At 61.0% G+C, this 24904-nt stretch carries 24 protein-coding genes, 1 tRNA gene, 1 pseudogene and 1 other annotated feature; of the genes and pseudogenes, 7 read left to right on the top strand and 19 right to left on the bottom strand.

What is annotated here, in order from left to right; all coding sequences use genetic code 11:
- Positions 1-17 precede the first annotated feature (17 nt).
- The 4 genes from B6S08_RS06840 to dnaQ all read right to left on the bottom strand — a co-directional run bounded on the left by B6S08_RS06840 (position 18) and on the right by dnaQ (position 4331).
- A complete protein-coding gene (locus B6S08_RS06840) occupies positions 18-1460 on the bottom strand; it encodes an SLC13 family permease (RefSeq protein ID WP_211284168.1) in 1443 nt (480 codons plus the stop codon).
- Between the two features lie 808 nt (positions 1461-2268).
- Positions 2269-2345 (bottom strand) — tRNA-Asp (locus B6S08_RS06845).
- 118 nt (positions 2346-2463) lie between these two features.
- Positions 2464-3606, bottom strand: coding sequence for a choice-of-anchor X domain-containing protein (locus tag B6S08_RS06850; RefSeq protein ID WP_094199980.1), 1143 nt, complete (start codon positions 3604-3606; stop codon positions 2464-2466).
- Positions 3594-4331, bottom strand: coding sequence for a DNA polymerase III subunit epsilon (gene dnaQ / locus B6S08_RS06855; RefSeq protein ID WP_094199981.1), 738 nt, complete (start codon positions 4329-4331; stop codon positions 3594-3596). The genes B6S08_RS06850 and dnaQ overlap by 13 nt, the downstream gene beginning before the upstream one ends.
- A gap of 133 nt (positions 4332-4464) precedes the next feature.
- Between dnaQ and rnhA the strand changes: the two genes are divergently transcribed.
- On the top strand, positions 4465-4926 hold the full coding sequence (gene rnhA / locus B6S08_RS06860) for a ribonuclease HI (RefSeq protein WP_094199982.1): 462 nt from the start codon (positions 4465-4467) through the stop codon (positions 4924-4926).
- Here rnhA and B6S08_RS06865 read toward each other — a convergent pair.
- A complete protein-coding gene (locus B6S08_RS06865) occupies positions 4914-5621 on the bottom strand; it encodes a class I SAM-dependent methyltransferase (protein ID WP_094199983.1) in 708 nt (235 codons plus the stop codon). The genes rnhA and B6S08_RS06865 overlap by 13 nt on opposite strands.
- Before the next feature lie 75 nt (positions 5622-5696).
- On the opposite strand from B6S08_RS06865, the gene gloB reads away from it, so the two are divergent.
- Together gloB and B6S08_RS06875 are read left to right on the top strand one after the other, a co-directional pair.
- On the top strand, positions 5697-6464 hold the full coding sequence (gloB, locus tag B6S08_RS06870; RefSeq protein WP_094199984.1) for a hydroxyacylglutathione hydrolase: 768 nt from the start codon (positions 5697-5699) through the stop codon (positions 6462-6464).
- A 213-nt stretch (positions 6465-6677) separates the two neighbouring features.
- Positions 6678-7919, top strand: a complete 1242-nt coding sequence (locus B6S08_RS06875; protein ID WP_245849822.1) for a LysM peptidoglycan-binding domain-containing protein — start codon at positions 6678-6680, stop codon at positions 7917-7919.
- Positions 7920-7982: 63 nt separating this feature from the next.
- On the opposite strand, the gene B6S08_RS06880 is transcribed toward B6S08_RS06875, so the two are convergent.
- From B6S08_RS06880 to B6S08_RS06895, 4 genes are all read right to left on the bottom strand, one after another.
- Entirely contained in the window at positions 7983-8810 is an 828-nt protein-coding gene (locus B6S08_RS06880; protein WP_169716370.1) for an endonuclease/exonuclease/phosphatase family protein, read from the bottom strand.
- Complete coding sequence (gene yciA, locus B6S08_RS06885; RefSeq protein ID WP_094199987.1) at positions 8788-9186, bottom strand: acyl-CoA thioester hydrolase YciA; 399 nt, start codon at positions 9184-9186, stop codon at positions 8788-8790. The genes B6S08_RS06880 and yciA overlap by 23 nt, the downstream gene beginning before the upstream one ends.
- 89 nt (positions 9187-9275) lie before the next feature.
- Positions 9276-10082 carry an NAD(P)-binding domain-containing protein gene (locus B6S08_RS06890; RefSeq protein WP_094199988.1) on the bottom strand — a complete coding sequence of 269 codons (807 nt, stop codon included), beginning with the start codon at positions 10080-10082 and terminating at the stop codon, positions 9276-9278.
- A complete protein-coding gene (locus B6S08_RS06895) occupies positions 10072-11979 on the bottom strand; it encodes a transglycosylase SLT domain-containing protein (RefSeq protein ID WP_094199989.1) in 1908 nt (635 codons plus the stop codon). The genes B6S08_RS06890 and B6S08_RS06895 overlap by 11 nt, the downstream gene beginning before the upstream one ends.
- Before the next feature lie 249 nt (positions 11980-12228).
- Between B6S08_RS06895 and hpf the strand changes: the two genes are divergently transcribed.
- On the top strand, positions 12229-12552 hold the full coding sequence (hpf, locus tag B6S08_RS06900) for a ribosome hibernation-promoting factor, HPF/YfiA family (RefSeq protein ID WP_094199990.1): 324 nt from the start codon (positions 12229-12231) through the stop codon (positions 12550-12552).
- A gap of 142 nt (positions 12553-12694) precedes the next feature.
- Positions 12695-12816, top strand: a sequence feature (Phe leader region).
- 43 nt (positions 12817-12859) lie between these two features.
- Positions 12860-14020, top strand: a pseudogene (locus B6S08_RS18565) (chorismate mutase); the annotation flags it as partial.
- An 812-nt stretch (positions 14021-14832) separates the two neighbouring features.
- Here B6S08_RS18565 and tyrA read toward each other — a convergent pair.
- Together tyrA and B6S08_RS06915 are read right to left on the bottom strand one after the other, a co-directional pair.
- Complete coding sequence (gene tyrA, locus B6S08_RS06910; RefSeq protein ID WP_094199992.1) at positions 14833-15963, bottom strand: bifunctional chorismate mutase/prephenate dehydrogenase; 1131 nt, start codon at positions 15961-15963, stop codon at positions 14833-14835.
- A 90-nt stretch (positions 15964-16053) separates the two neighbouring features.
- Positions 16054-17124, bottom strand: a complete 1071-nt coding sequence (locus B6S08_RS06915) for a 3-deoxy-7-phosphoheptulonate synthase (protein WP_094199993.1) — start codon at positions 17122-17124, stop codon at positions 16054-16056.
- Between the two features lie 242 nt (positions 17125-17366).
- On the opposite strand from B6S08_RS06915, the gene B6S08_RS06920 reads away from it, so the two are divergent.
- Both B6S08_RS06920 and B6S08_RS06925 read left to right on the top strand, forming a co-directional pair.
- Positions 17367-17663 carry a hypothetical protein gene (locus B6S08_RS06920; protein ID WP_094200572.1) on the top strand — a complete coding sequence of 99 codons (297 nt, stop codon included), beginning with the start codon at positions 17367-17369 and terminating at the stop codon, positions 17661-17663.
- Between the two features lie 73 nt (positions 17664-17736).
- On the top strand, positions 17737-18357 hold the full coding sequence (locus B6S08_RS06925; protein WP_211284169.1) for a DUF502 domain-containing protein: 621 nt from the start codon (positions 17737-17739) through the stop codon (positions 18355-18357).
- A gap of 50 nt (positions 18358-18407) precedes the next feature.
- Here B6S08_RS06925 and B6S08_RS06930 read toward each other — a convergent pair whose 3' ends face one another.
- The 8 genes from B6S08_RS06930 to B6S08_RS06965 form a co-directional block, all read right to left on the bottom strand.
- A complete protein-coding gene (locus B6S08_RS06930; RefSeq protein ID WP_094199994.1) occupies positions 18408-19199 on the bottom strand; it encodes an MlaA family lipoprotein in 792 nt (263 codons plus the stop codon).
- A gap of 74 nt (positions 19200-19273) precedes the next feature.
- Positions 19274-20485 (bottom strand): c-type cytochrome biogenesis protein CcmI, encoded by a 1212-nt coding sequence (gene ccmI / locus B6S08_RS06935; RefSeq protein ID WP_094199995.1) that lies wholly within the window; start codon positions 20483-20485, stop codon positions 19274-19276.
- A gap of 1 nt (position 20486) precedes the next feature.
- A complete protein-coding gene (locus tag B6S08_RS06940; RefSeq protein WP_240919671.1) occupies positions 20487-20945 on the bottom strand; it encodes a cytochrome c-type biogenesis protein in 459 nt (152 codons plus the stop codon).
- A gap of 24 nt (positions 20946-20969) precedes the next feature.
- Positions 20970-21503: a DsbE family thiol:disulfide interchange protein gene (locus B6S08_RS06945; protein WP_094199997.1), complete on the bottom strand. Its 534-nt coding sequence runs from the start codon at positions 21501-21503 to the stop codon at positions 20970-20972.
- Complete coding sequence (locus B6S08_RS06950; RefSeq protein ID WP_094199998.1) at positions 21500-23455, bottom strand: heme lyase CcmF/NrfE family subunit; 1956 nt, start codon at positions 23453-23455, stop codon at positions 21500-21502. The genes B6S08_RS06945 and B6S08_RS06950 overlap by 4 nt, the downstream gene beginning before the upstream one ends.
- Positions 23452-23946 (bottom strand): cytochrome c maturation protein CcmE, encoded by a 495-nt coding sequence (ccmE, locus tag B6S08_RS06955; protein ID WP_094199999.1) that lies wholly within the window; start codon positions 23944-23946, stop codon positions 23452-23454. Before ccmE ends, B6S08_RS06950 begins: the two co-directional genes overlap by 4 nt.
- Positions 23943-24149, bottom strand: coding sequence for a heme exporter protein CcmD (ccmD, locus tag B6S08_RS06960; protein WP_094200000.1), 207 nt, complete (start codon positions 24147-24149; stop codon positions 23943-23945). The genes ccmE and ccmD overlap by 4 nt, the downstream gene beginning before the upstream one ends.
- Entirely contained in the window at positions 24139-24885 is a 747-nt protein-coding gene (locus B6S08_RS06965; RefSeq protein WP_094200001.1) for a heme ABC transporter permease, read from the bottom strand. Before B6S08_RS06965 ends, ccmD begins: the two co-directional genes overlap by 11 nt.
- Positions 24886-24904: the final 19 nt, after the last annotated feature.

Below are 24904 nucleotides of genomic sequence, written 5' to 3' on the forward strand. Positions count from 1 at the left end.
TGTCCCCGCCCCTAGGCTCAGAGCATACCGCCGAAGATAAGCGGCACCAGGTACGAGATGATGATTACCGAGAACACCACGCCGAGCAGGTTCAGCCATATCCCGGCCCTGACCATGGTACTGATCTTCAAATAACCGGTCGCGAACACAATGGCGTTAGGCGGCGCGGCAACCGGCGACATAAAGGCGAAGGTCGCCCCCATGCAGGCCGCCACCATCAGGATGATGGGATCCATGCTCAGGGCGGCCGCCCCGGCGGCCACGATGGGATACACCATGGTGGCGGTGGCGGTGTTGGAGGTGAACTCAGTGAGCAAGGTGATCACGCCCACGATCAGTGCTATGGTCAGCCACAGCGGCACCTCAGTGAAGTTGACCAGTTGCCCGCCTATCCACTGATCCAGGCCGGAGCTGGTGATACCGCCGGCAATGGCCAGGCCGCCGCCGAACAGCCACAGTATTCCCCAAGGCAACTTCTTCACCGTGTCCCAGTCCAGGATAGTGCCGGCAGCATTCCTGGCCGGCAGGATAAACAGCACGGAGGCGCCACACAGGGCAATGATGGTGTCGTCGATGCCGGGGATCAGGGCCTTGAGCACGAAGCTGCGGGTTATCCATGCCAGGGCGACCAGCGAGAACACCGCCAGCACCACGGCTTCCTCGAAGCTCATTTTGCCTAGTTCCTGCTTCTCCTTTTTAATCACCTCCACACCACCGGGGAGATGGCTGACTTTCATCGGAAAGGCAATTTTGACCAGGTATAGCCAGATCAGCGGGATCAGAATGGCCACCAGCGGAATGCCGAACAGCAGCCACTGGGCAAAGGAGATCTCGACGTCATATAACTTCTTGACGGTGGCCGCCAGTATGGTGTTGGCGGGGGCGCCGATCAGGGAACCGAAGCCGCCCAGGGTGGCGGCATAGGCGGTGCCCAGCATCATCGCCGTGCCGAAGGGAAAGCTGCCGGGCGCAGTGTCCACTCCGGGGTGGTGTTTATGGATGGCGTCGGCAATGTGTTTGGTGACCGCCAGGCTCATCGGCACCATCATCATGGTGGTCGCGGTGTTGGAAATCCACATCGATAGAAAGGCGGTGGCCGTCATGAACCCGAGAATAATCATGTTCGGGTTGGTGCCGATGAAGGAAATGATGCCGAGTGCGACCCGGCGGTGCAAGTTCCATTTTTCCATGGCCAGCGCCATCATGAAGCTGCCCACGAACAGAAAGATCAAGGGATCACCGTAGGAGGCGGACACCTCGCCCGTCTTCATCACGCCCATCAGCGGGAACAGGATCAGCGGCAATAGGGAAGTGAGCGGAATGGGAATGGCTTCCGTGATCCACCAGGTCGCCACCCAGGCCACGATGGCCAATACCGCCACCGCCTCGGCCGACATGCCTGCCGGCGCGAAAAAGGAATTGAGAATAAAGAACAGGGCCGGCCCCATCAGCAGCCCCATATATTGCGCGTTACTGTAACTCCTCGATTTTTTATTATCCGAGATCGAATCCTGATTACCCGGACTCAACCCCAGTGTAAGAATAAACCTCAGCGTTTTTTTCGCTTGGCCGTTCCAAGCCCACATTTGATTCCAGAATATCCTGACGGATGACATGGCCGATAACTCCCTTTTCTGTTTGGGCCGGTAAAAGCCCTTTCAGCTATTTCCATTGGCATATAAATAGGGGCGCATCTGTTTATTACATCCGGGATGGATGCAATCATAATCCTTATATACCCTGTCTGGCGTTAACCTCAGGACTCAATCGCCACAATACGTTAACGCCTTGTTAATATAACTCCCTGCAAGATGTAATGGATTAACGTGTATTCACTTCATTATTGAAATTAATTCAACAATTCATACCTGGTAGTACTTCATTTTCAGAGCAGGAATTTTATGAAGTGAATTCATTATTCTGAAGGGCTGACCGTGCCGCTCGGAGGACGACGGGCTCGAATAAGACCAGAATATAATAATCCCCTTGACCAGCTTTAACTGAAGGATCATGGGCATAAGTGCGATGCGGGAGCCGAAAGGCAGCATTAGTTTAAAGGTAATGGGGAGGTGCCGGTGGCAAAGAACATGCCTGTAGCTACCTGACACTACGACCCTGTAAGCTTACGATTTAACCTCCGGTCAAAGCAGGGCTCGGGTCACAGAATGGTCACGAAGGATGACTTGACGGGTTAAGTGAGGATGATTCTACTGAGGACAGAAAAGCAAAAAGCCCTTATCTATCAACTAGCTAAGGGCTTCTTAAATGTGGCGGAGCGGACGGGACTCGAACCCGCGACCCCCGGCGTGACAGGCCGGTATTCTAACCAACTGAACTACCGCTCCGGCGCTTGGCTTTCGCTGCAAGCGGGGCGAATATTAGGGGCACCGGGCGCGGGCGTCAAGCAGAAAAATGGCAACTTTAATGCGTTAGGTCGTTTTTTAAACTTAACGCTTCAAAAGTTTATTTTTCATTCACGTTGGCGGCGTTGATACGCTTTCTTCGCCACCACCAGAATCCGCCCCCCGCCGGCAGCAGGGTCAGGCCGGCCACGCCGGCCCACAATGGCCAGCCCTGCCACCAGGGCGGTGGTGGCGCGGCCTTGGGAGCTTCCCTGACCAGCGGCGGCGCCACCCGCACCAGTTGCTCTTTCATGTTCAGCTGAATTTCCCGGCCATCCACCGTGGTGGCAAACACTCGCCCCTGCCAGTGGTAATTGCCGGGCTGGCGCGCCGGGGGTAATTCAATCTGCCGCCCCTGACCGGATATTGGCAGGCGCTGCTCCAGCGGTGTCAGCAACTGCCCGGTCACCACCAGGCTGTCGTCGAGAATGTCACTGTCGGTTTCCAGCTCTATGCGCCACTGCCGCTGAGAGTCGGGCGTGGTAACACGGGCATGGACCGGCATGGGATAAAGGGTGATTTCCTGCTCGGCGTAACGGGCCAGTACGCCATTGGAGACTTCGGCCTGAAACAGGTAATTGCCGGGCGCGGCATCAAACACCACCTCTGCCGTCAATTGGCCGTCTTCGGCCACGGCATCCAGTCCGGTGCCGTCGTCCACAAACTCGGCCAGCCGCAGGGGTGGTTGCGGATAAGCCTGGTCGTTTTCTTCGTCGCCGCGGGAATACAACTGCGCCAGCAGCCTCAACCCCTCAAGGTAATAATTGGCGTCGAGCCGGGTGTCACCGTGCATCAGCTGGCCATTGAGCCGAATCACTTCGTTCTGATAGACACGGGCAGGCAACTCGTCGATGCTCAGCCGAAACACGCTGAGCAGGGTAATGCCATGCTCACCGGCCAGCTTGCCGGTGGCTTGCCAGGGCCCCGGCTCCGGCCGCCACAGGGTAATTACATCGCGGGTGTCGGTAGAGGCCCAATTAATATGATCCGGGTGACGCTGATAGTAATACTTGCTGCCATCGGGCTTTATCAGCACCACCGGCGTCGAGGGTGAGGTCCGCTCGATGATCAGGGTCAGTTCTTCGATTGAAGGGTCAATGCGAAAGGTATTGCCCAGCCAGCGCGAACGCTGCTCTTCGCCCTGAGCACTCAGCGCCGCCAGCCCCAGCAGCAGCCCCAGCGCACGCACCATCAGGGGCGCCACAGGCAACTGCCGCCCTTCTGTTCAATAATATTGAGCCGGTTTTCATGGGCCTGCAGCTCGTCGCTGCCGGCCCGAATCACCCGCAACGGCGCTCGCCCGGCCGGCAGCCGGCGAATTTCTCCGCCATTGCTGTCGCCTTGCTGGCCGGCATCGCTATACAGGTTCAGCTTGGTTTGCCCGCCGGTCATCAGCAGGTAGACGTCGGCGAGTATCTCGGCATCCAGCAAGGCCCCGTGCAGGGTACGGTGACTGTTGTCGATGCCGTAACGATCGCAGAGCACGTCCAGGTTGTTGCGCTTGCCCGGGTAGAGCTGCCGGGCCAGGGCCAGGGTATCGGTTACCTTGCACAGCTCGGCCATGCGTTCGGGCCGCCCCAGTAACTCCATTTCATAGTCGAGAAAGCCCACGTCAAAGGGCGCATTGTGGGCGACCATCTCGGCGCCGCGAATAAAGTCGAGAAATTCGTCAACCTTGCTGGAAAACTCGGGCTTGTCGGCGAGAAAGTCATCGGTAATGCCGTGAACGCGAATCGCTTCTTCGTCCACCTGACGATCCGGCTTCAGATACAGGTGCAGGTGACGGCCGGTCAGCCGACGGTTCACCACCTCAACACAGCCGATCTCAATCACCCGGTGCCCGATGTAGTGAGGGCCGGTGTCCATGTTCATACCGGTGGTTTCGGTATCGAGCACCACTTGCCGTTGGTAGCCAGATTCGATGATCACTGTGTTCTCCTTCGCAAATTCAGCACCAAGTATATAGCGACAGCGTCGTCATGATAAAGGCCGCCATGCTGGCCCGGCCTTGGCCCCTGTGGCAGACTGCGTGCTTTTATCCTAGTTATTCACGGGCAATACCATGAAACAGGTTCAGCTTTTTACCGATGGCTCCTGCCTCGGCAATCCGGGCCCCGGCGGTTACGGCGCCGTGCTGATCTACAAGCAGCACCGCAAGGAGCTCAGCGGCGGCTATCGCCTGACGACCAATAACCGCATGGAGCTGCTGGCCGCCATCAAGGGGCTGGAAACCCTCAGCAGCCCCTGCGCCGTGGATCTGACCACCGACAGCCAGTATGTGCGTCAGGGCATCACCCAGTGGATTCATGGCTGGAAGCGCAATAACTGGCGCACCGCCGCCAAAACCCCGGTTAAAAACGCCGACCTGTGGCAGCGGCTCGACGAACTCTGCCAGCACCACCAGGTGGAGTGGCACTGGGTACGTGGCCACACCGGTCATCCGGAAAACGAACGCTGCGACGATCTGGCGCGGGAGGCCGCGCTGAACGACGCCGAACGCGACGACGAAGGCTACTCCCGCTGACGGGCCATCTCCGGCCGCCCCACCGGCGCCGGCGCCGGCCGGCGCTCGCGCACCGGCGTGAGCGGAAAACGCCGCTTGCGCGCCAGCAAAATGTATACCGCCGCCGGTGACGGCAGCACCGCCGGGCAATAACGCTGCTGCCAGCGGTCGAGCCAGGGCATAAACCCGGTAAAACCGATATAGTCCCGCTCAATCACGTCAAATCCCAACAACTTCAGCCAGTCTTCCACTCGGGCCGGCGCCAGCATACGCCGCCAGGGCGGCAGGCGCTGGCGCCAGCCCGGCAGCAGCCGGGCCAGGCCGGCGCTGCCATAGGGGTTAAAGCCGGTCAGTACCAGCCAGCCGTCGTCCCGTAATACCACCTCGGTTTCCCGCAGAATGGCATGGGGATGTTCACTGTAGTCGAGCACATGGGCCAGCAGGCAGGCATCCAGGCTGCCCGGAGCAAAGGGCATGGCGGTGGCATCCCCCAGCAGATCCATGCCGTCCAGCTCCTGCTGGGCCATGACCACATCCTGGCGCAAGCGGCTGCGAGACAATGACAGCGCCGTGCTCAGGGCATCCACCTTGAGCAGGCTGAAGCCATACAGGCCCGGTGCCCAGGCATCGAGTCGTTGCTGCAATTGGTCGGCGAGGTAGGCTCCCCGGGGCAGATCGCGCCAGTGTTGCGGCGCCGGCTGGCTGGCTGTGGTCATGATCCCTCTGGTAAGCTTTGGCATTATATCGGGTCGGCCTGCCGCCCCTCTCTGTTTTCAGCTCAAGGATGTCAAATGAACGTAACACCGCTTCATGCCTTTAACGATAACTATATCTGGCTGATTGGCAATGGTCGCCAGGCCGTTGTGGTCGATCCGGGCGATGCGGCTCCGGTGCAGGCCGCACTGGCCGAGCGCCACCTTGAGCTGGCCGCCATTCTCATTACCCATCACCACCATGATCACACCGGCGGCGTATCCGCCCTGTTGGCCGACTGGCCCGACGCCCCGGTCTATGCGCCTGCCGGCGAGCGCCTGCCCTGCCCCGGCGCCATTGCCGTGACGGACGGCGACAACGTGGCGCTGCCCATAGTGGGTCTGGAGCTTGAAGTCATCGCCGTGCCCGGCCATACCCTGGGCCACATTGCCTATTACGGCCAGGAATTGCTGTTTTGCGGTGACACCCTGTTTTCCGGCGGCTGTGGCCGACTATTTGAAGGCACACCGGAGCAGATGCATCACTCACTGCAGCGACTGGCCGCCCTGCCCGAACACACCAGGGTGTATTGCGCCCACGAATACACCCAGTCCAACCTGGCCTTCTGCCATGCGGTAGAGCCCGGCAATGCCGCCCTGCTGGGCTACATGAAAGAAGTGGCCAAGTTGCGCCAGCAGGGCGTGCCCACCCTGCCGTCCAGCATCGGCCGTGAAAAGGCCATCAATGTGTTTCTGCGCACCGCCGAGCCTGCGGTCCGGGCCGCCGCCCAAGTGCACGCCATGGCGGAGTTAAATGAAGACTGTCAAGTGTTCGCCGCACTTCGCCGCTGGAAAGACCATTTTTAACGAACTTGATTAAGTTGCTCACAAAGCATACACTGGCCGCCGTTTTTTTGAGACGCAGACACCATGATAAGACTTTGCATTTTATCCAGTGCCTTGCTCCTGGCCGGCTGCCAGATGGCGGCGACCGATTCGGCGCGCCAGCCTCATGGCCACCAGGATACCGCTGGAGAGCGAGCAAACGCGCCGCTCTACCCCAAAGCATCGGAACATACCGTGCTGAAAAGTACACGGAACGACGGCAAAAACAGCCGGCATTCCTCGGATGAACGCCCGACCCGGCAGCAGCAGCAGGATGTGCAGCAAACGGATCTGTGGCAGGCCATCGCCGACGACATGACGCTGGACATTCCGGCTCATCATCCGCGCGTGGTGGCCCAGCGTAACTGGTACCTGAAACAACCGGCATACATGCGCTCCGTTTCCGAGCGCGCCAGACCGTTTCTCTATCTCATCAAGGAAGAGATAGAGAAACGGAACATGCCGATGGAGCTGGCGCTGCTGCCGGTGGTGGAGAGCACCTTTAATCCCAAGGCCTATTCCCACGGTCATGCCGCCGGCCTGTGGCAAATGCTGCAGGGCACCGGCAAGAACTTTGGCCTGCATTACGACAGCTGGTACGACGGCCGCTATGACATCATGGCCTCGACCCGGGCGGCGCTCGATTATCTGGAGTATCTGCACAACTTCTTTGACGGCAACTGGACTCACGCCCTGGCCGCCTACAACTCGGGTGAAGGCCGGGTTCAGCGCGCCATTCGCGCCAACCGCCGCCAGGGCAAGCCCACCGACTACTGGTCGCTGTCGCTGCCCAAGGAAACCCAGAACTATGTGCCCAAGCTGATGGCCCTGGCCGATATTCTCAAGCAGCCGGGTCACTACGGCATGGAGATCCCGGACATTCCCAACCGACCCCAGGTTACCGCCGTGGCGGTGGAAGGCCAGGTGGATCTGAACATGGCGGCGGATCTGGCCGGCGTTAGCCGTAGCCAGCTCAAGGCCCTGAACCCGGCCTACAAGCACACCGCCACCTCGCCGCTGATCGACGCCGAAATTTTGGTGCCGGTGCGCCATGCCGAAACCTTTGAACTGGCCATGGCCGATCTGCCCGCCGAAGAGCGCATGCATTACCAGCGCTACCGGGTCAAGGGCGGCGACAGCCTGGGCGTAATCGCCCGCCGCTACGGCACTCAGGTGGTGGCGCTGAAACAGGCCAACAACCTGCGCGGCAATACCATTCGCATTGGTCAGACCCTGCTGGTGCCGTCTGCCACCACGGCCCCGGCCCGGGACGAGAGCGCAGGCGGCACCTATCGCGTGCAGGCCGGAGACTCGCTGTCGGCCATCGCCAGCCGTTTCAGCGTAACCATCTCGGATCTGTTGCGCTGGAACCAGCTGACCGACAAGCACATGCTGCGCACCGGCCAGCAGCTGATCGTGGCCGCCAACGCCGGCTGATGCTTTGCCCGTTCAATGCAAAAGGGAGCCAGAAAGGCTCCCTTTTTTGTGTTATCCCGCCATTTATTGCCCCGGCACGCTAAACACCGCCTTCAGCGGGCTGTGATCCGAGGCGTCAGACGCCATGCTTTCCGCCCGCTCCAGGTTCAGGCCACGGTAATAAATGCCATCGAGGGGATAGCCCCAGAACCGGGTACGCAGATCCGGCTCGGGCTGCGCCTCCTGCAGGCCATGACGGCTGGCCCAGGCGCTCAGCAGGCGCTGACGGCGGGCATTCCAGCGGTTGAAGTCTCCCGCCACTATCACCGGGCCGCCATGGCCGGCCATGGCCTCGCTTATCATGTCGAGCTGAGCCTGGTAGGTGCGGCCGCGCAGGGAAAAGTTGACCGCATGCAGGTTGATCACCAACAACTGCTCGGCCGCCCCCTGCAGCGAATAGCGACTGGCCAGCAACGACTTGGGAATGCGGGTGGCGGGCTCGGTGATACGCTGGCCACAGGCCTGGGCCGCCTGCCCGGTACTGGCGGTAAGCACACCGGTGGGCAGCCGTTGCCAGTTAAAGGCGGCCACCTGAAACCAGTGCAGTTGCTGCTCATTGAGCCAGCGGTACAGCCCTTCCCGGCCACTGGCCTCCTGCAACAGCAGCAGATCGGCCTGCGCACTCCAGCGGGTCAGCTCCGGACGCCAGTCACCCTGCTGCTTGTAAATGTTCCAGCTCAGCAGCGAAAAGGTGGCGGGCAGCGGCGAGCTGCCGGCCAGTGAGGGATGAAGGCAATCGCTGCCGGGGGCAAACTGGTCGCTGAGCAGCAACCGCTCGGGCACCTCCAGGCAGCCCGCCAGGGCCAGGGTGGTGCCCAGCAACAGTGCCCTAGTCGCGCCCTTTAACTTCACGGGGACGTCCGTTCTCGTCAATGGCCACATACACGAACTCGGCCCCGGCCACCGGATAACGGGGACCACTCTCCGGCGTCAGCACCGGCTTGACCCAGACTTCCACCTTGATGGTGATGGAGGTGCGGCCCACTTTCACCAGCTCGCCATAGCAGCAGATAACGTCACCCACCTGAACCGGACGGGCAAACACCATTTTGTCCACGGCCACGGTACACACTCGGCCAAAGGCGATCTCATTGGCCAGCAGGCTGCCGCCCAGATCCATCTGCGACATGATCCAACCGCCGAAAATATCGCCGTTGGCATTGGTGTCGGCCGGCATGGCCATGGTGCGCAGCAGCAGATCGCCCCGTGGGTCTTGTGGTTCGCTCATGATAGAAGTACTCATCGTTCAGACTGAAACCGGCATCATAATCCCCCGAACAGCCCCCCGCAATTTTCATGGCGTGGACGCGGCTCAGTCTACCCGCGGCGCGCCGCCAGCCACTGAAACCAGTCGGTCACCGAATAGTCCATGTTCAGCCAGCGGCACAGGCCGCTGCCGTCTATGGTCTTGCCTTCGCCGCCACCGCCAAACTCCGGGGGCGGCAAGCCCTGCAGCCGGGCCGCTTCTCCGTAGAAATCACGGCGCGCAGGGTGATGGGGAGCGCTGACGTTGACCACCGCAGGCCAGTCGCTGCGCGCCAGCAGGGCGGGAATAAAGCGCAGCAGATCCTCCAGTGCCACCAGGTTGACCGGCTCGTCTCCGCCGTCAAAGCGCTTGCCCGACAAAAACCGCCCCGGCTCCCGGCTACCGCCCACCAGCCCGGACAGCCGCAACACCAGCACCTGGGCGGCGGAATAGGCCTGCACCGCCCGCTCGGCGGCCAGCATACGCTCGCCCCGAGGACCATCGGGGGCGGCGTCGGCCTCGGTTTTAATGCCGGTGCCGCCATACACCGAGGTGGCGCTGGTGAAGATCACGCGCTGCACGCCGCCGGCCACCGCCAGCCGGGCCAGGGCGCCCAGGGTATGCGGGTAGTCATCTACCTTGCCCGGTGGCACGCACAGCACCAGGGTGTGGGCCCTTAGCCGCTCGGGCCAGCGAGCCGGCATGGCGGCGCTGAAGTCCCAGCACAAGGTGACAATGCCGGCATCGTTCAGCCGCGCCGCCTTTTCCTCGTCGCGGGTGGTGCCGGCCACCTGCCAGCCCTGTGTCAGCAGGGTGCGGGCCAGGGGCTCGCCCAGCCAGCCCAGCCCAAGAATGGCCACACTCTGTTCAGTAGACATAATTCAGCTCCAGCGGGGTCAGAAAGCGTTTTTGCTGACCCAGTTTATCCTGATAAATCACCGAATAAGCCAGCACGTTCTGCACATAGCCCCGAGTTTCCCGGTAGGGTATGTTTTCCACCCATACATCCAGCGGACGGCTGCCGCTGTTGGCCAGCCAGCGATTGATGCGGCCAGGGCCGGCGTTGTAGGCGGCAATGGCGGCCACCCGGTTGCCCTGATAACGCTGCAGCAACTCCTTGAAGTAATGGGCACCCAATTGCACGTTGACCTCGGGCCGATACACATCGGCGGCCCCTTGATAATCACGGATGCCATACTTGCGCGCGGTTTCCCGGGCGGTTGCCGGCATCAGTTGCATCAGGCCGCCGGCGCCCACCGGGGAGCGGGCCTGCTCATAGAAGGCGCTTTCCTGGCGGGCAATGGCAAAGAGGGTCGACTCTTCCACGGCCAGACGACGGGCCTGGCTGCGAAAGATGTCGCGATAGACCACTGGAAAGCGCAGATCCAGCTGATCCCAGGCCTTGGCACTGATGCTGGCCAGCACCGACTTGTCATGCCAGCCTCGCCGCAATGCCAGGGCGCCCAGAGCCAGCTGGTCGTCCTTGCCGAGCTTGCCCATCAGGTGATACCACTCGCTGCGGGCCGAGGCCTTGTTGCCCAAGGCCAGCCACTCTTCCACCCGGGCCAGCGCCGGCCAACGGCCAACGGCCAGGCGCCATTCCGGGGCTGGTGGCGGCGCCTGAAAGTTCAGGGCATAGGGGCGCTGGCTACGCTGGGCGGCGAGAAAGCCATAATAGTCCCGCTCGCCGGCCGCCTTTGCCCAGGCGGCATCGGCCGCACCGGCCTTGCCTGCTTCGGCCAGGGCCCTGCCCCGCCAGTATTGCCAGCGGCTGTTGCCCTGCTCATCGGCGGGCAGACGGTCCAGCCAGTCGTTCAGGTGGTCCCAGTCCTGCTCCCAGATGGCAAGCCGGGCTCGCAGCTCAAACAGGGCATCGGAGCCCACTTCCGGCAGGCGCCGGTCCAGCCAGCTGCGGTATTCATGAGTGCGGTTATACATCAGCCGGCGGGCCAGGCTGCGCTCCACCTCGGCCACTTGCAACGAGCTCAGCCCGGGTTGACGCTGGTAACGGGGGTAGAGTTCCATGGCCAGTTGCGGGTTGCTGTCCGCCAGCCGCGCCAGCGCCACCGCCATGGCCGCGCGATGGCGCTTATCGGCGTGTTCAAAACGGGCGGTGTCGGCAAGCAGACCCGGATCCTTGTCCAGCGCCAACAGCAGCTCGCCGGCGGCACGAGATGACGGCGCCAGCATATCCGACAGGTATTTGATCAGGCCGCTCTGGCCGGTTTCATAGGCCAGCAGCATGCGCTGCCACACGTGCTCGTTGCTGCGTCCGCCCACGGTCTGCCAGGCATCAAACAGGGGGTCGCAGGCATTGGGCCGGGAATGACCCGACAGCCACAGCTGCTCGGCGCCCTTGATCGCCACCGCCCGGTCACCCAAGGCCCACTTGGCCCGGTAATGGGCGCACTTCAGTTCGGTGCTGTTGGGCAGCTCGGGATAGAGGGACAGAAATTCGCGCCAGCGCTGCTCCCGGGCCAGCCGGAACAGGTACAGCCGTTCCAGCCGATCGGCCAGCTGGGAGTCGGGATAGCGGCTCATAAAGCCACGCACGTCCTGAGTACCGATGTGGTTGAGGCGGTCGGCCAGGTAACGATAATCCAGGTAGGGCACCAGCGGGTAGGCATCCAGCCCCGAGCGCAGCTGCCGGTATTCATTCACCTTGCCCTGCTCCAGAGCCTGCTCCGCCTGCCGGTATTGATCCCGCAGCGGTGACGCCTGGGCACACCATCCCAGGCCCAGCAATAACACTCCCAATCCAAGCCGTCTGAACACCTTTGCTTCTCCCACGCCAAGTTAATGCAGCTATCCTAAGAAATGGCGGCTGGGCTGCCAATGGGGCGCCGCAAATTCTTTGTGCCGGCAAGACAAACAAAGTCGCCAGACGTCATTTTTACGCCTCGCTCACATTTCCTATTGGCACCCATGGTCATGCCGTCATTAATTGACCTGGCTCACAAAACGAATTTGCAAAGGGCGTAATCTGAAACCGTACAGTCACACAGAGCAACCAGGGGGTTCCTTATGTCCATTGCGATTACCAGCCATGTTATCGACATCACTCCCGCCATTCGTGAACGGATTGAAAGTCGTTTCGAGAAGCTCAACCGGCGCCAGATCGCGCTGATTACCCCCCATGTCGTCATTCAGAAGGAAGGCCTCAATTACCTGGTGGAAGCCAGTGCCGGGGTACCCGGTGAAACCCTGTTCGCCCAGGCGGAAGACGAAAACCTCTATGCCGCCATCAAGGATCTGGGCCTGAAGCTTGAGCGTCAGCTGAGCCGCTATGCCGACAAGCCCCTGGCCCAGCGCGCCCACGGCACACAACCCGAAGTCCAGGAAGGCTAAACCCGATTCCGTTCATTCCCATTTTCAAGCGGCGGTTTCGCCGCTTTTTTTGCGCCAAAGGATAAAAAGCCGGGAAAAGGCTTGCCAGCGCCGCCGCTTTTCAGTATTCCTATGGGTTCTAATGTTCAAGAGTTTGTAATGTGATGTCCGTTCAGCCGTTTTTCTTTCGCTTCTTTTTTGCATCCTGACTTCGGGAGGCAGCGGTCTGGCGAGAAACAAGCGAAAGACGAACAGCCAAGCCTCCCACCGGGAGGCTTTTTTTATTCTTTAACTCAAGCGCAGTCTGGCGAGGAAGGAAGCCCTATTCATGAACCTGGACGAGATAAGAAGCAATATCAGTCGCCTGGACAGCGAGCTGCTCAGCCTGCTGGCCCAACGCAAGGCCCTGAGTCTGGACGTGGCTCGCTCCAAACTGGAAAACCCCCGCCCCATTCGGGATCAGGAGCGGGAACAGGCGCTGCTGGTGGAGCTGGTCAGCCAGGGACGCAAACTGGGTCTGGACGCCCATTATGTTACCCGTATTTTTCAGACCATTATTGAGGACTCGGTACTGTCCCAGCAGGCGTTGCTGCAGGATCTGCTTAATCCTCAGGACAGCGTGCCCGCCATCAGCGTGGCCTTTCTCGGGCTCAAGGGCTCCTACTCCAACATGGCGGCGCGCAAGTATCTCGCGCGTTTTCAGGCGCCGCTGGTGGAGCACAACTGCGAAAGCTTTCAGCAAATCCTTGAGACCGTGGAGTCCGGGCAGGCTCAGTACGGCATTCTGCCCATCGAGAACACCAGCTCCGGCTCCATCAACGAGGTGTTTGACCTGATGCAGCACACCAGCCTGTCCATTGTCGGTGAGCTGACCCAGCCCATTGAGCACTGCCTGCTGGTGGCCACCGATACCCAGGTTGAGCAGATCAAGACCCTCTACACCCACTCCCAGCCCTACCAGCAGTGCTCCCAGTATCTGAGCCGGCTGGGCGAGCTGGACGTAAAGTTCTGCGCCGCTTCCTCCAATGCCATGGAGCAGGTGGCCAGGCTGAAGCGTCACGACGTGGCGGCACTGGGCAGTGCCGATGGTGGCGAACTGCATGGCCTGACACCCCTGGTGGAAGGCCTGGCCAACCAGAAGCAGAACATGACCCGCTTTATCGTGGTGGCCCGCAAGCCCATCGAAGTGGCGGAGCAGATCCCGGCCAAGACCAGCTTTATCATGTCTACCGGCCAACAGAGCGGTGCCCTGGTGGAAGCCCTGCTGGTGCTGCGCGGCCACGGCATCACCATGACCCGACTGGAATCCCGCCCCATTATCGGCAACCCCTGGGAAGAGATGTTTTATGTGGACGTGGCCGGCAACCTCAACAGTGAAGCCATGCAGGTGGCACTGAAGGAGCTGGGCCGAATTACCCGCTTTATCAAGGTAATGGGCTGCTACCCCAGCGCCGAGGTGGCTCCCACCCGCATTCCACCCCGGCTGCTGAGCAAGCCAAACACCGGTGAGCGGGCCGAGCCGGTGCGCCCCAGCCGCCATTATCAGGCCGACAATACTCAGGTACAGGTGGGCCCCTATGTGCTTGGCGGTGATGATCCCTTGCTGATTGCCGAGCTGAACGGCTTTCCCGACGAGGCCCGGCTGCAGGAAACCGCCCGCCGGGTCAAGGAGCAGGGCGCCCAGGTGCTGGCGGCGGACTGCTTTGACGGCGTCGATACCGAGCGGGGCATGGCCCGGCTTCGGCAACTGCGCGCCACCGCCGCCCGCTTTGATCTCGCTGCCATGACGCGAGTGACCAGTGCCGAGCAGGTACAACGGGCCGCCGAGTCGGTGGAGCTGCTGTTGCTGGAGGCGTCCGCGGTACGCAACGACGAGCTGATCGGCGCCGCAGGCCGCTGCACCCGTCCGCTGCTGCTGGAGCTGGCCGACGAGCCCGAGCAAAGCCTGAGCCTGGCCCAGCACATTTTGCAGCAGGGCAACCAGCAGCTGGCATTGCTGGACACCCAGGCGCTGCCCCTGGCCCGATTGCTCGATCTAAACAGCCAGACCCACCTGCCCCTGGTGAGCCGGCTGAGCGGCGATGCCGCCGCCCTGCCCCGCCTGGGTGAGGCTCTTAACGCCGCCGGCGTCAGCGGCTTCTGCCTCGCCGTTAACGGCGACGACGGCGCCCTTGAGCAGCTGGCCCACAGCCTGTATCGCGATTAAGTCACGCCTGACCAAGACATAAAAAGCCCGGCCTATTGGCCGGGCTTTTTTGTAATCACGTTAATGCGCCGCTCAAGCGGGGCCAGTGCGCCCCATTAATCCGTGTGATGGCGGCTGTCGTTGGCCTGGGCCAGCAGTAAGCGGCTTTCCTTGAGGAAGGTATCGGCATAATCGCCGAAAAACTCGCTGACGCTCTCAAACTGGCGAACAAAAGCCGCACGCTCACCGCTTTCCAGCTGATCCAGCAGTTCGCCAAAACGGCGATGATAGCGACGGATCATTGCCAGGTTGCGCGGGGACGACAGTATGATGTCGGCATAGAGCGCCGGATCCTGGGCAAACAGCCGCCCTACCATGGCCAGCTCCAGCCGGTAGATGGGCGAACTCAGCCGCAGCAACTTGGCCAGGTCGGCGCCCTCGGCACAGAGGTGGGCACCGTAGGCGAAGCTGGTAAAGTGGCGCAGGGCCTGCACCAGGCTCATGGCCTCGTCGTGCTCTTCCGCCGGCACCGGCTGCAGCCGGGCACCCCAGATGCGGATTTGTGCCAGCAGCCATTCATACTGCTCGGCGCCACGGCCGTCGCAATGAATGATCACCTGCTTGGCCAGGCTCGACACATCGGGGCCGAACATGGGGTGCAGCCCCAGCACCGGGCCGGTGTGCGCCTTGAGCATGGCCGCCACCGGCTCACTCTTGACGCTGGTCAGATCCACCAGCAGGCAGTCTGCGGGCAGGGTCGGCAACCGCTCGATCACCGCCACCGTCTGATCGATGGGCACGGCGATCATCACCAGGCCGGCATCGGCCAGCAGGGTGTCGGCACGGCTCCAGTCATCCTTTTCCAGCACAACGACCTGATAGCCGGACAGGGTCAGCAGGTGGGCAAACAGGCCGCCGAGCTGACCGCCGCCGCCGATCACCACCGCCTTGCCGAGCGTTGGGTTCACGCACTTGAAGCCGGTGTCCTTTTCACTGGCGTACGACTCCCGCATAAAGCGGCGCAGCACGTCTTCAATCAGATCCGGCGGCACCCCCTGCGCTTGTGCCTCGGCCCGCCGCCGCGCCAGCATGGCGGCTTCCCGGTCGGGGGCGTAAATAGGCAGCCCATGGCGGCTTTTGACTTCGCCCACGCCGGCCACCAGCTTCAGCCGTTTGGCAAACAGCTCCACCAGCTGCTGATCGACTTCATCGATTTGATCCCGCAGGACCTTGAGTTCATCTACCATTGATTCCATCCCAGAATTAAGGCGCCGGACCACTGAAGGTCCGGCGCCTTTGCATTATGCCTGTTCAAGGCCCGGCGTGACAATTGCGGGTCAGGCCACCCGTTCCTTCAGGGCCGTCGCCAGCTGCTGATGACAGCGCTTGAGCAGCTCGACCGTGGTGTCCCAGCCAATGCAGGCGTCGGTGATGGACACACCGTACTGCATGTCACACACCGGCTGTTCGCTGGACTGGTTGCCCGCAAACAGGTGGGACTCAAGCATAATGCCCAGAATGGAGCGGTTGCCTTCCTGAATCTGGTGCACCACGTTCTCGGTAACCAGGGGCTGCAGGCTGTAGTCCTTGTTGGAGTTGCCATGGCTGCAGTCCACCACCAGTCTCGGATCCAGGCCGGCGGCGTTCATGGCCTTTTCCGCCAGGGCAATGTTGACCGAGTCGTAGTTGGGCTGCTTGCCGCCCCGCAGGATCACATGGCCATCGGGGTTACCCTGAGTGACCAGTAGCGCCACCTGGCCTTCCTGGTTGATACCCATAAAGGCATGGGGCTCGGCCGCCGCCTTCATGGCATTGATGGCGGTGCCCAGGTTACCGTCGGTGCCATTCTTGAAGCCGACCGGCATCGACAGGCCAGACGCCATTTCCCGGTGAGTCTGGGACTCGGTGGTGCGGGCACCGATGGCCGACCAGGAGAACAGCTCAGCCAAGTATTGCGGGCTGATGGGATCCAGCGCTTCGGTGGCCAGGGGCAGCTCCAGCTCGGCCAGCCAGCACAGCAGCTCGCGGGCCTTGTGCAGGCCGAGTTCAATGTCAAAGCTGCCATCCAGGTGAGGATCGTTGATAAAGCCTTTCCATCCCACCGTGGTGCGCGGCTTCTCAAAATAGACGCGCATCACGATATAAAGGCTGTCACTATATTCATCATGCAGTTTCTTGAGGCGGGTTGCGTATTCCTTGGCTGCATCGATGTCGTGAATGGAACAGGGTCCGCAGATCACCAGCAGACGGTGATCCTTGCGGTGAACAATATCGGAGATGGTCTGGCGGGCCTGGCCGATGTAATCCAGCGCCTGTTGGGAAATCGGCAGCTTGGCCTTGAGTTCCGCCGGGGTGATCATCACCTTTTCGGATTGAATATGAATATTGTTCAGTGTGTCTTTCTGCATGATGACATCCTCACCTGTAAACTTATAATGACAACCAAGTAAAAAGAAAAGACAGCCTTTGGTTTGACTTATCATTATTTCTCTTTTACGCAACCACCTTCACCTTACCAAGGCTGACCGGCCTTGCAAAGCTCAAGATGAAGCAAAACCCCGGTTATTTTGAGTTGAGCCGGTCAACTGTGCAGAAAAGAGCCGCAGGCGGGTCAATCTATACTGAACAGAACCAAGGAGCCTGGATGCAAATGAACGAGCATGAATACCGGGAGCTGGTTATCGCCCTGGGGCGCATACTGGATCATTATGGCGTGGATTACCGGCAAAGCACGCCGTCCTATGACTACAACACCCTGTACGATCACCAGTGCCGCATTATTCTGCAGGAGGTGGCGCTGACCTGGCAGCAGCACTACGGCTACCGGCCCAGCGCCCTGCCCCTGCACAAGGCCCTGTTCGCCGCCGAGCATCAGCGCAGGTTCAGCCCGCCCTGGTATCGGCGCTGGTGGCACTGGCTGTGTCGAAGAAGACACGACCGGAGCTGACCACGACACACCAAATGCCGCTGTGCTTTACGGCAGAATCTGCCATGATGTGGCTCCTTGTTTCGGAGCCGCAATGATGCAACGACTGATCCGCTTTTTCTTTCAAGGCCTGCTGATCCTGCTGCCGGTGGTGCTCACCGTGTATCTGGTCTACCTTATTTTCACCCTGCTCAACCAGACCCTGTTTTCCGCGCTGGGCGGCCTGCTGGGCATGGTGTTTCCGGCCCTGGAAGCGGGCTGGCTGGCGGATCTGGCCGGCGGCCTGATCACCCTGGTGCTGATCATTCTGACCGGCATGTTTGCCTCCTTCTACCTGGGCCAGGCCCTGCTGTCGCTGTTTCACCGGCTGCTGACCCGCATTCCCCTGGTCAAATTGCTGTATAACTCACTGCAGGATCTGTTCAACGCCCTGCTGGGCGACAACCGTCGGTTCGATCAGCCGGTGACGGTCAGCCTGATGGGAGGCGAGGTCATGGTGATGGGATTTGTCACGCGCCAGGACATGGCGGCCTTTGGCCTGCCGGGCAAGGTGGCGGTATACCTGCCCCAGTCCTACAACTTCGCCGGCAACCTGTTGCTGGTGGAACGGGAACAGGTTAGGGCACTGGATGCGCCCGCCGGTACCGTCACCACCTTTATCGTCAGCGGCGGCGTCAGCGGTAAACCGCCCAAAAAGGAGCAGGGGCAAGCGTAATGAGGGAGTCGACTTGCTCTCCCCTCCCCGCCTTATCGCGCCTGACTGGATCAGCCGTCGATCTCTTCCATAAAGGCTTCCAGCTCCTCTTCCGAAGCGGGCTCGAATTCCTTGCCGATCTTGGTGTCCTGATACTGCAGGTAGAGATCCTTGGTCAGACCATAAGGATCGAGGGAATTGTCGATAATGGCTTCCCGCTCAATCAGCTCGCTGCGCTGGTAGAGGCCATCCATTACCCACTTGCCGGTGCGCATGGCAAAGGTCATGACATCATAGGGAAAATACAGGCTGTCGACCATATCGCCGGACAGCTGACGCAGCGTGGTAGGACCATAGAACGGCACCATCAGGAAGGGGCCGTCACCCACGCCAATCTGACCCAACACCTGACTGAAATCCTTGGGTTGAGGCTCAAATGACAGCTTTTGCGCCACATCGAAATAGCCAAGCACGCCCACGGTGCTGTTAACACCGAAGCGGACCAGGTTATTGCCGGCACCGGGCAGATCGCCGGTTACCAGATGGTTGACGAAGCTGGCCGGCTCTTCCAGGTTAAGCACCACGTTCTGAATGCCAACCCGCACCGGACGCGACACATAGTCGGCGTAGGCGTGGGCCGCCGGACGCACTACAAAGGGATCAACCACATCGTAGTTGATCACCCAGCTGGCCCGGTTTACCGGTTCAAAGGGGTCGCGGGGATCGGCCGCGGTGGATTTGGCGTAGTCCGCCGGAACGGCCGGCGAGAAGGGGTCATTGACCCGCTCCTGCTCCACGCCCTGGTGTGCCGCGCAGCCGGTCAACACAATACCGGCGGCGGGCATCAGCACTCGATGCCACATGATGAGTCGCTCATTTCTTGTTGTTATGAAAGATTAAAGTCTACCGGCGGCCGGCCGTCACGGCCAGCCGCAATTTACAGCGGTGTGTCGATCAGTACGCTGAGCTGGCTGTCCTCGTCGGTGTCCAGCACACCACTGCGGCCTTCCCAGGCGTCGGTGGCATCGGTGACATTGCCACTGGGGGCGATGCGGGCCTTGATAACCACCGCCTCACGGCTGCTCAGGTTATTGTCGGGCACCATGGCATCGGCATTGCTCAGGGTAATGGTCATGGGAAAGGACGGCCGTTCAATGCGCCGGGCCACCAACGGCATTTCTCCTCCAGCCGCATCCACCGCAAACACGAACAGCACCGCTCCCGGATGATAGGGCACCGAGCTTGCGGTATTGACCTCCACCTGGTAGCGCGGCCCGGTGACCGGCGATTGCTCACTGCCCGCTTGCTGCTCGGCAAAGGCAATGGAGCGCTGCACCATGGCATAGCGTGGATGATCGGCGGGCATGATCTCAAGCATTTGCTGCCAGCGGGCAATGGCCTGGCCGAAGTCATTCTGCTGCAACGCCATAAAGGCAAATACCGACCATGCCTCCAGGTTGCCGGGCTGACGCGTGAGCACGCCGCGCACCAGCTGCTCGGCCCGCAGGGTTTCGCCTGTCATGGCCAGGGCTTCGGCATAGGGCACACGCACCGCGTCGGGCTCATCGGTCAGCTTGAGGGCTTTATCCAGCGCATCCCGTGCGGTTTCTCCGTCCCGCAGCTCCAGCGCCAGCCGGCCCAGCAGCAGCCAGCCCCGGTAGTCATCGCCATCCTGATGCAGCCGAGTGCGCAGCGCCAGCATAAGTTCGCGCACGTCCTGGTCGGTCACCGTTTCATCGGGCTGGATCAGCACATGACGGGACAGCGCGGGCAGTTCGGCGGACACCCGCTGCCATTCCGCCACCTGACGATGGGCGCCAAGTTGCCAGTACACCCCGTAGCTCACCAGCACCACCAGTACCAGGGCAGAGATCAGCACCAGCGGGCTGCGGCCACGACGCGCGGCGGGCTCATCACCGACCACATCGTCCAGCAGGCTCTTCTGCAGCTCCTGCTGCAGGGCGGCGTCATCTTCCAGCAGGCCCTGCTCGCTCTCCTGTTTCAGCTCCTGCAGGCGCTGGCGATAAAGGCGGGTATTGAGCTCGTTGCGGCTTTCGCTCGACTCGGCGCGGCCCCGCATCAGGGGCAGAATAATCACCAGTGCCAGCAGCACCGTCAGCGCGGCACTGAGGATCCAGAATACGGTCATGTCAGCTCTCTTTGTTCTTGTTCAGCAGGCGGTCGAGGCGTTGTTTTTCCTCGGCGCTGAGGGCCTCGTCGTTGGCGGTGGCCGATTTTTTGCGGGTCCGTACCAGCACCACCAGGGCACCGATCACCAGCACCAGTACCGGGCCGGCCCAGAGGATAAGGGTGGATGCCATAAAGGGCGGCTTGTAGAGAATGAAGTTGCCGTAGCGGGCCACCATGTAATCGATGACTTCCTGCTTGCTGCTCCCCTGCTGCAGCATCTGATAGGTCTTGTCCCGCAGATCCTTGGCCAGTTCGGCATTGGAGTCGGCAATGTCCTGATTCTGACACTTGGGACAGCGCAACTCCCGCAGCAACTCGCGAAATACCTCTTCGCGGGCAGAATCCTCAAATTCGTACACGTCGATGGCCCCTTGGGCCAGGGGCAGCCACAACAGGGCGGCCAGGGTCAGCACGCGCATCCACATTTTCATCCACATGGGGGTTTACTCCATTCGTTCAAAAATGGGCTTGAGGGTCTGTTGCCATACCCTGTCGTTCACGTCACCCACATGGCGGTAGCGAATGACCCCATTGCTGTCGATAAGAAAGGTCTCGGGAGCGCCGTAGACGCCCAGATCCAGTCCCAGCATGCCGCGCGGATCATACAGGTCGATGGCATAAGGATTGCCCAGGTTGTCCAGCCAGCGCAGGGCTTTTTCCCGTTCGTCCTTGTAATTCATGCCGATGATGTAAATGCCCTCTTTCGCCTTCAACTCATTGAGGTATTCATGCTCGGCATAACAGGTCGGGCACCAGGTGGCCCACACATTGAGCAACATGGGCTGACCGGTAAAGATGCCCTTGTCGTGCTGCTTGTCGAGATCATGCAGGTCCTGCAGGGTGAACTCGGGAATCGGCTGATCGATCAGCACCGACTCCAGCTCGGTGGGATCGGAAAACAACCCCTTGTACAGGAACACACTGGCCCCGAGAAACAGCAGCAGCGGAATGGACAGGATCAGAATGCGCCGGTTCATGAAGCCTCCAGGGTCTGTTTGCGGCCAAAACGATAACGCTTGTCGAGCATGGCGATCACGCCACCAATGCCCATCAACACGGCGCCAAACCAGATCCAGCGCACAAAGGGCTTGTAGTAAAGCCGCACCGCCCAGGCGCCGTCGTCCAGCTCCTCACCCAGGGCGGCATAGAGATCCCGAGTAAAGCCGGCATCAATGGCGGCCTCGGTCATCGACATGCGCTGCACCAGGTACATGCGCTTTTCCGCCTTGAGCTCGGTCAGCGGCCGGCCGTTCTTGGCCACGCTGATCACGCCCTTGTAGCCGTCGTAGTTGGGGCCATCGGCCTCACGAATGCCCTCAAAGGTAAAGGTGTAATCGGCAAAGGTGACGGTATCGCCCTCGGTCATGCGCACGTCCCGCTCAATGCTGTAAAGCTGGGTGCAGCTGATGCCGACTATGGTCACCGCCAGACCGATGTGGCCCAGGATCATGGCCCAGTGGCTGTTACCCAGCTTGCGCACCCCGGTCATAAAGGTATGGCGATGGGTAGCCCGGGTCCAGGTTTCCTGCAGGCTGGTAATGGTGATAAACACCCCAAGGCCAATGCCCAGGGCAGCCCAGGGCTCAAAATGGTCGGAGAACCACCAGGGCAGGCTGACGCCCAGCACCACGCTCAGTACCAGCGCCAGCAGCAGCTTGCCGTTCACTTCCTGCATCGGCTGACGGCGCCAGCGGAACAGGGGGCCGGCCCCCAGCAGCAGGGCAAAGGGAATGATCAGCCAGGCATACAGGCTGTTGAAGAAGGGCGCCCCTATGCTGATGCTGCCCATGCCCAGTTCTTTGTGTACCAGGGGCAACAGGGTACCAATCAGCACCACCACCAGGCCGGCCATCAGAATGATGTTGTTACCCAGCAGCAGGCTTTCTCGGCTGGCCAGCTCATGTTTGCCGTGGCTGCGCACCTCGGCGCCGCGAATGGCATACAGCAGCAGGGACGAGCCCACCACCAGCAGCAGGAACACCAGAATAAACAGGCCCCGAGTGGGATCGGACGCAAAGGCGTGCACCGACACCAGTACCCCGGAGCGCACCAGGAAGGTACCCAGCAGGCTTAAGGAAAACGCCATTATTGCCAGCAGCACGGTCCAGGCCTTGAAGGTAGCGCGCTTCTCGGTCACCGCCAGGGAGTGGATCAACGCCGTGCCCGCCAGCCAGGGCATAAAGGAGGCATTTTCAACTGGGTCCCAGAACCACCAGCCACCCCAGCCCAGCTCGTAATACGCCCACCAGGAGCCCAGCGCAATACCAAGGGTCAGGAAGATCCAGGCGGCCATGGTCCAGGGCCGGGACCAGCGGGCCCAGGCTGCATCCAGCTTGCCGCTCATCAGTGAGGCAATGGCAAAGGCAAAGGCCACCGAAAAGCCCACATAGCCCATATAGAGCATGGGCGGGTGGAAAATCAGCCCCGGATCCTGCAACAGCGGGTTCAGGTCCCGACCATCCACCGGAAAATACGGCAGCGTACGTTCAAAGGGGTTGGAGGTGAACAGCACAAACAGCAAAAAGCCGATGGCGATCATGCCCATCACACTCAGTACCCGGGCCACCGCACCCAGCGGCAGCGCCCGGCTGAAGCGGGCCACGGCGGCGGTCCAGCCAGCCAGGATCAGCACCCACAGCAGCAGCGAGCCTTCGTGGGCGCCCCATACTGCCGAAATACGGTAGGCCAGCGGCAGCAGGCTGTTGGAATTGGACGCCACGTAAAGCACGGTAAAGTCGTGCTCCACAAAGGCCCAGGTCAGGCACAGAAAGGAAATCAGCAGAAAGCCAAACTGGGCATAGGCCAAGGGCCGGGCCAACAGCATCATGCCGGTGTTGCCACGGGTTGCTCCCAGCAGCGGATAAATACTCAGCACCAGGGCACTGGCCAGGGCCAGCACCAGGGTGAATTGACCTAACTCAGGAATCATAGGGAGCTACCCTTCAGCTGCGCCTCCGTGTACTCGGGTTTCAAGTGCTCCATTCCCTTGAGCGCTTCCGCCACCTCGGGTGGCATGTATTCTTCATCGTGCTTGGCCAGCACCTCAAAGGCATCCACGGTGCGGGCGTCGGCCAGGGTCCCCTGTGCCACTATGCCCTGTCCTTCACGAAACAGATCGGGCAATATGCCGTCAAACCGCACGGTCACCTGCTCTCCACCGGCGTCCACCAGTCCAAAGCTGACCTTGAGGCTCTGCTGATCCCGCACTACTGTGCCCGGTACCACCAGACCACCGATACGTAGGCGTTGACCCACTTCCGGCTTGATTTGCTCCTTGCCCTTACCCTGCACCAGCTCGGTGGGGGTATAAAACAGGTCGATGTTCTGCTGCAGGGCATAGAGCACCAGGCCGGTCATTACCGACAGCCCGGCCACCACGGCCAACAGCAGGGTCATTCGCTTTTTACGTCTGGGGTTCATAGGGTGTTCTCCAACTTGCGGGCGGCCTCGCGTCGGGCGGCCCGGGCCTGTTTTTGGCTGACCTGGCGCAGCAAGCGTTTTCTCGTTGTTATGGTGGCCACCACCAGCCCCAGCAGGGCCAGCAGGGTGACGGCAAAAGACAACCACACGAAGAAGCCGTAGCCGCCCATGGCAAGAAAGGCTGACCAGCTATCAAATTTCATGGTGTTCCTCCGCCAGTTTCAGCACCCAGGGACGGTGGGATTCGCGACGAATCAGCTCGTTGCGTAACCGCATCAGGGTCAGCGCCCCCAGAAAACAGATAAAGGCAAATATCATGATAAGCAGCGGCCAGAGCATGTCATTGGAGATGGATGGCCGGTCAAACTTGGTGATGGTGGCGCCCTGGTGCAGGGTGTTCCACCATTCCACCGAGTAGTGAATGATGGGCAGGTTGATCACCCCCACCAGCGCCAGGATGCCGGCGGCGCGACCGGCCAGCACCTTGTCGGAAATGGCATTGTACAGGGCGATAACGCCAAGATAGAGGAACAGCAGAATCAGCTCGGAGGTGAGGCGAGCGTCCCACACCCACCAGGTGCCCCACATGGGCTTGCCCCAGGCGGCACCGGTAAACAAGGCGATAAAGGTGAACACGGCGCCCACCGGGGCGATGGCCGACACCGCCATGTCGGCAGTTTTTATCTGCCACACCAGGCCGATAAAGGCGGCCACCGCCATGGAAGAATAGGCCCCCATCGACATGATGGCCGCAGGCACGTGAATGTAGATGATGCGAAAGGCGTCACCCTGCTGATAATCGGCGGGCGCAAACGCCAGTCCCCAGACCAGCCCCACAATAAAGGAGACCAGGCTGAACACGGCGAACCAGGGCAGCCACAGGCCGGCAATTCGGTAGGCCTCTTCCGGCTTGGCGTAAGGGTGTAACCATTTCCACATCTTGCTCACAGACCTTTTT

The organism is Oceanimonas doudoroffii (assembly GCF_002242685.1).
GTDB classification, from domain to species: Bacteria; Pseudomonadota; Gammaproteobacteria; order Enterobacterales; family Aeromonadaceae; genus Oceanimonas; species Oceanimonas doudoroffii.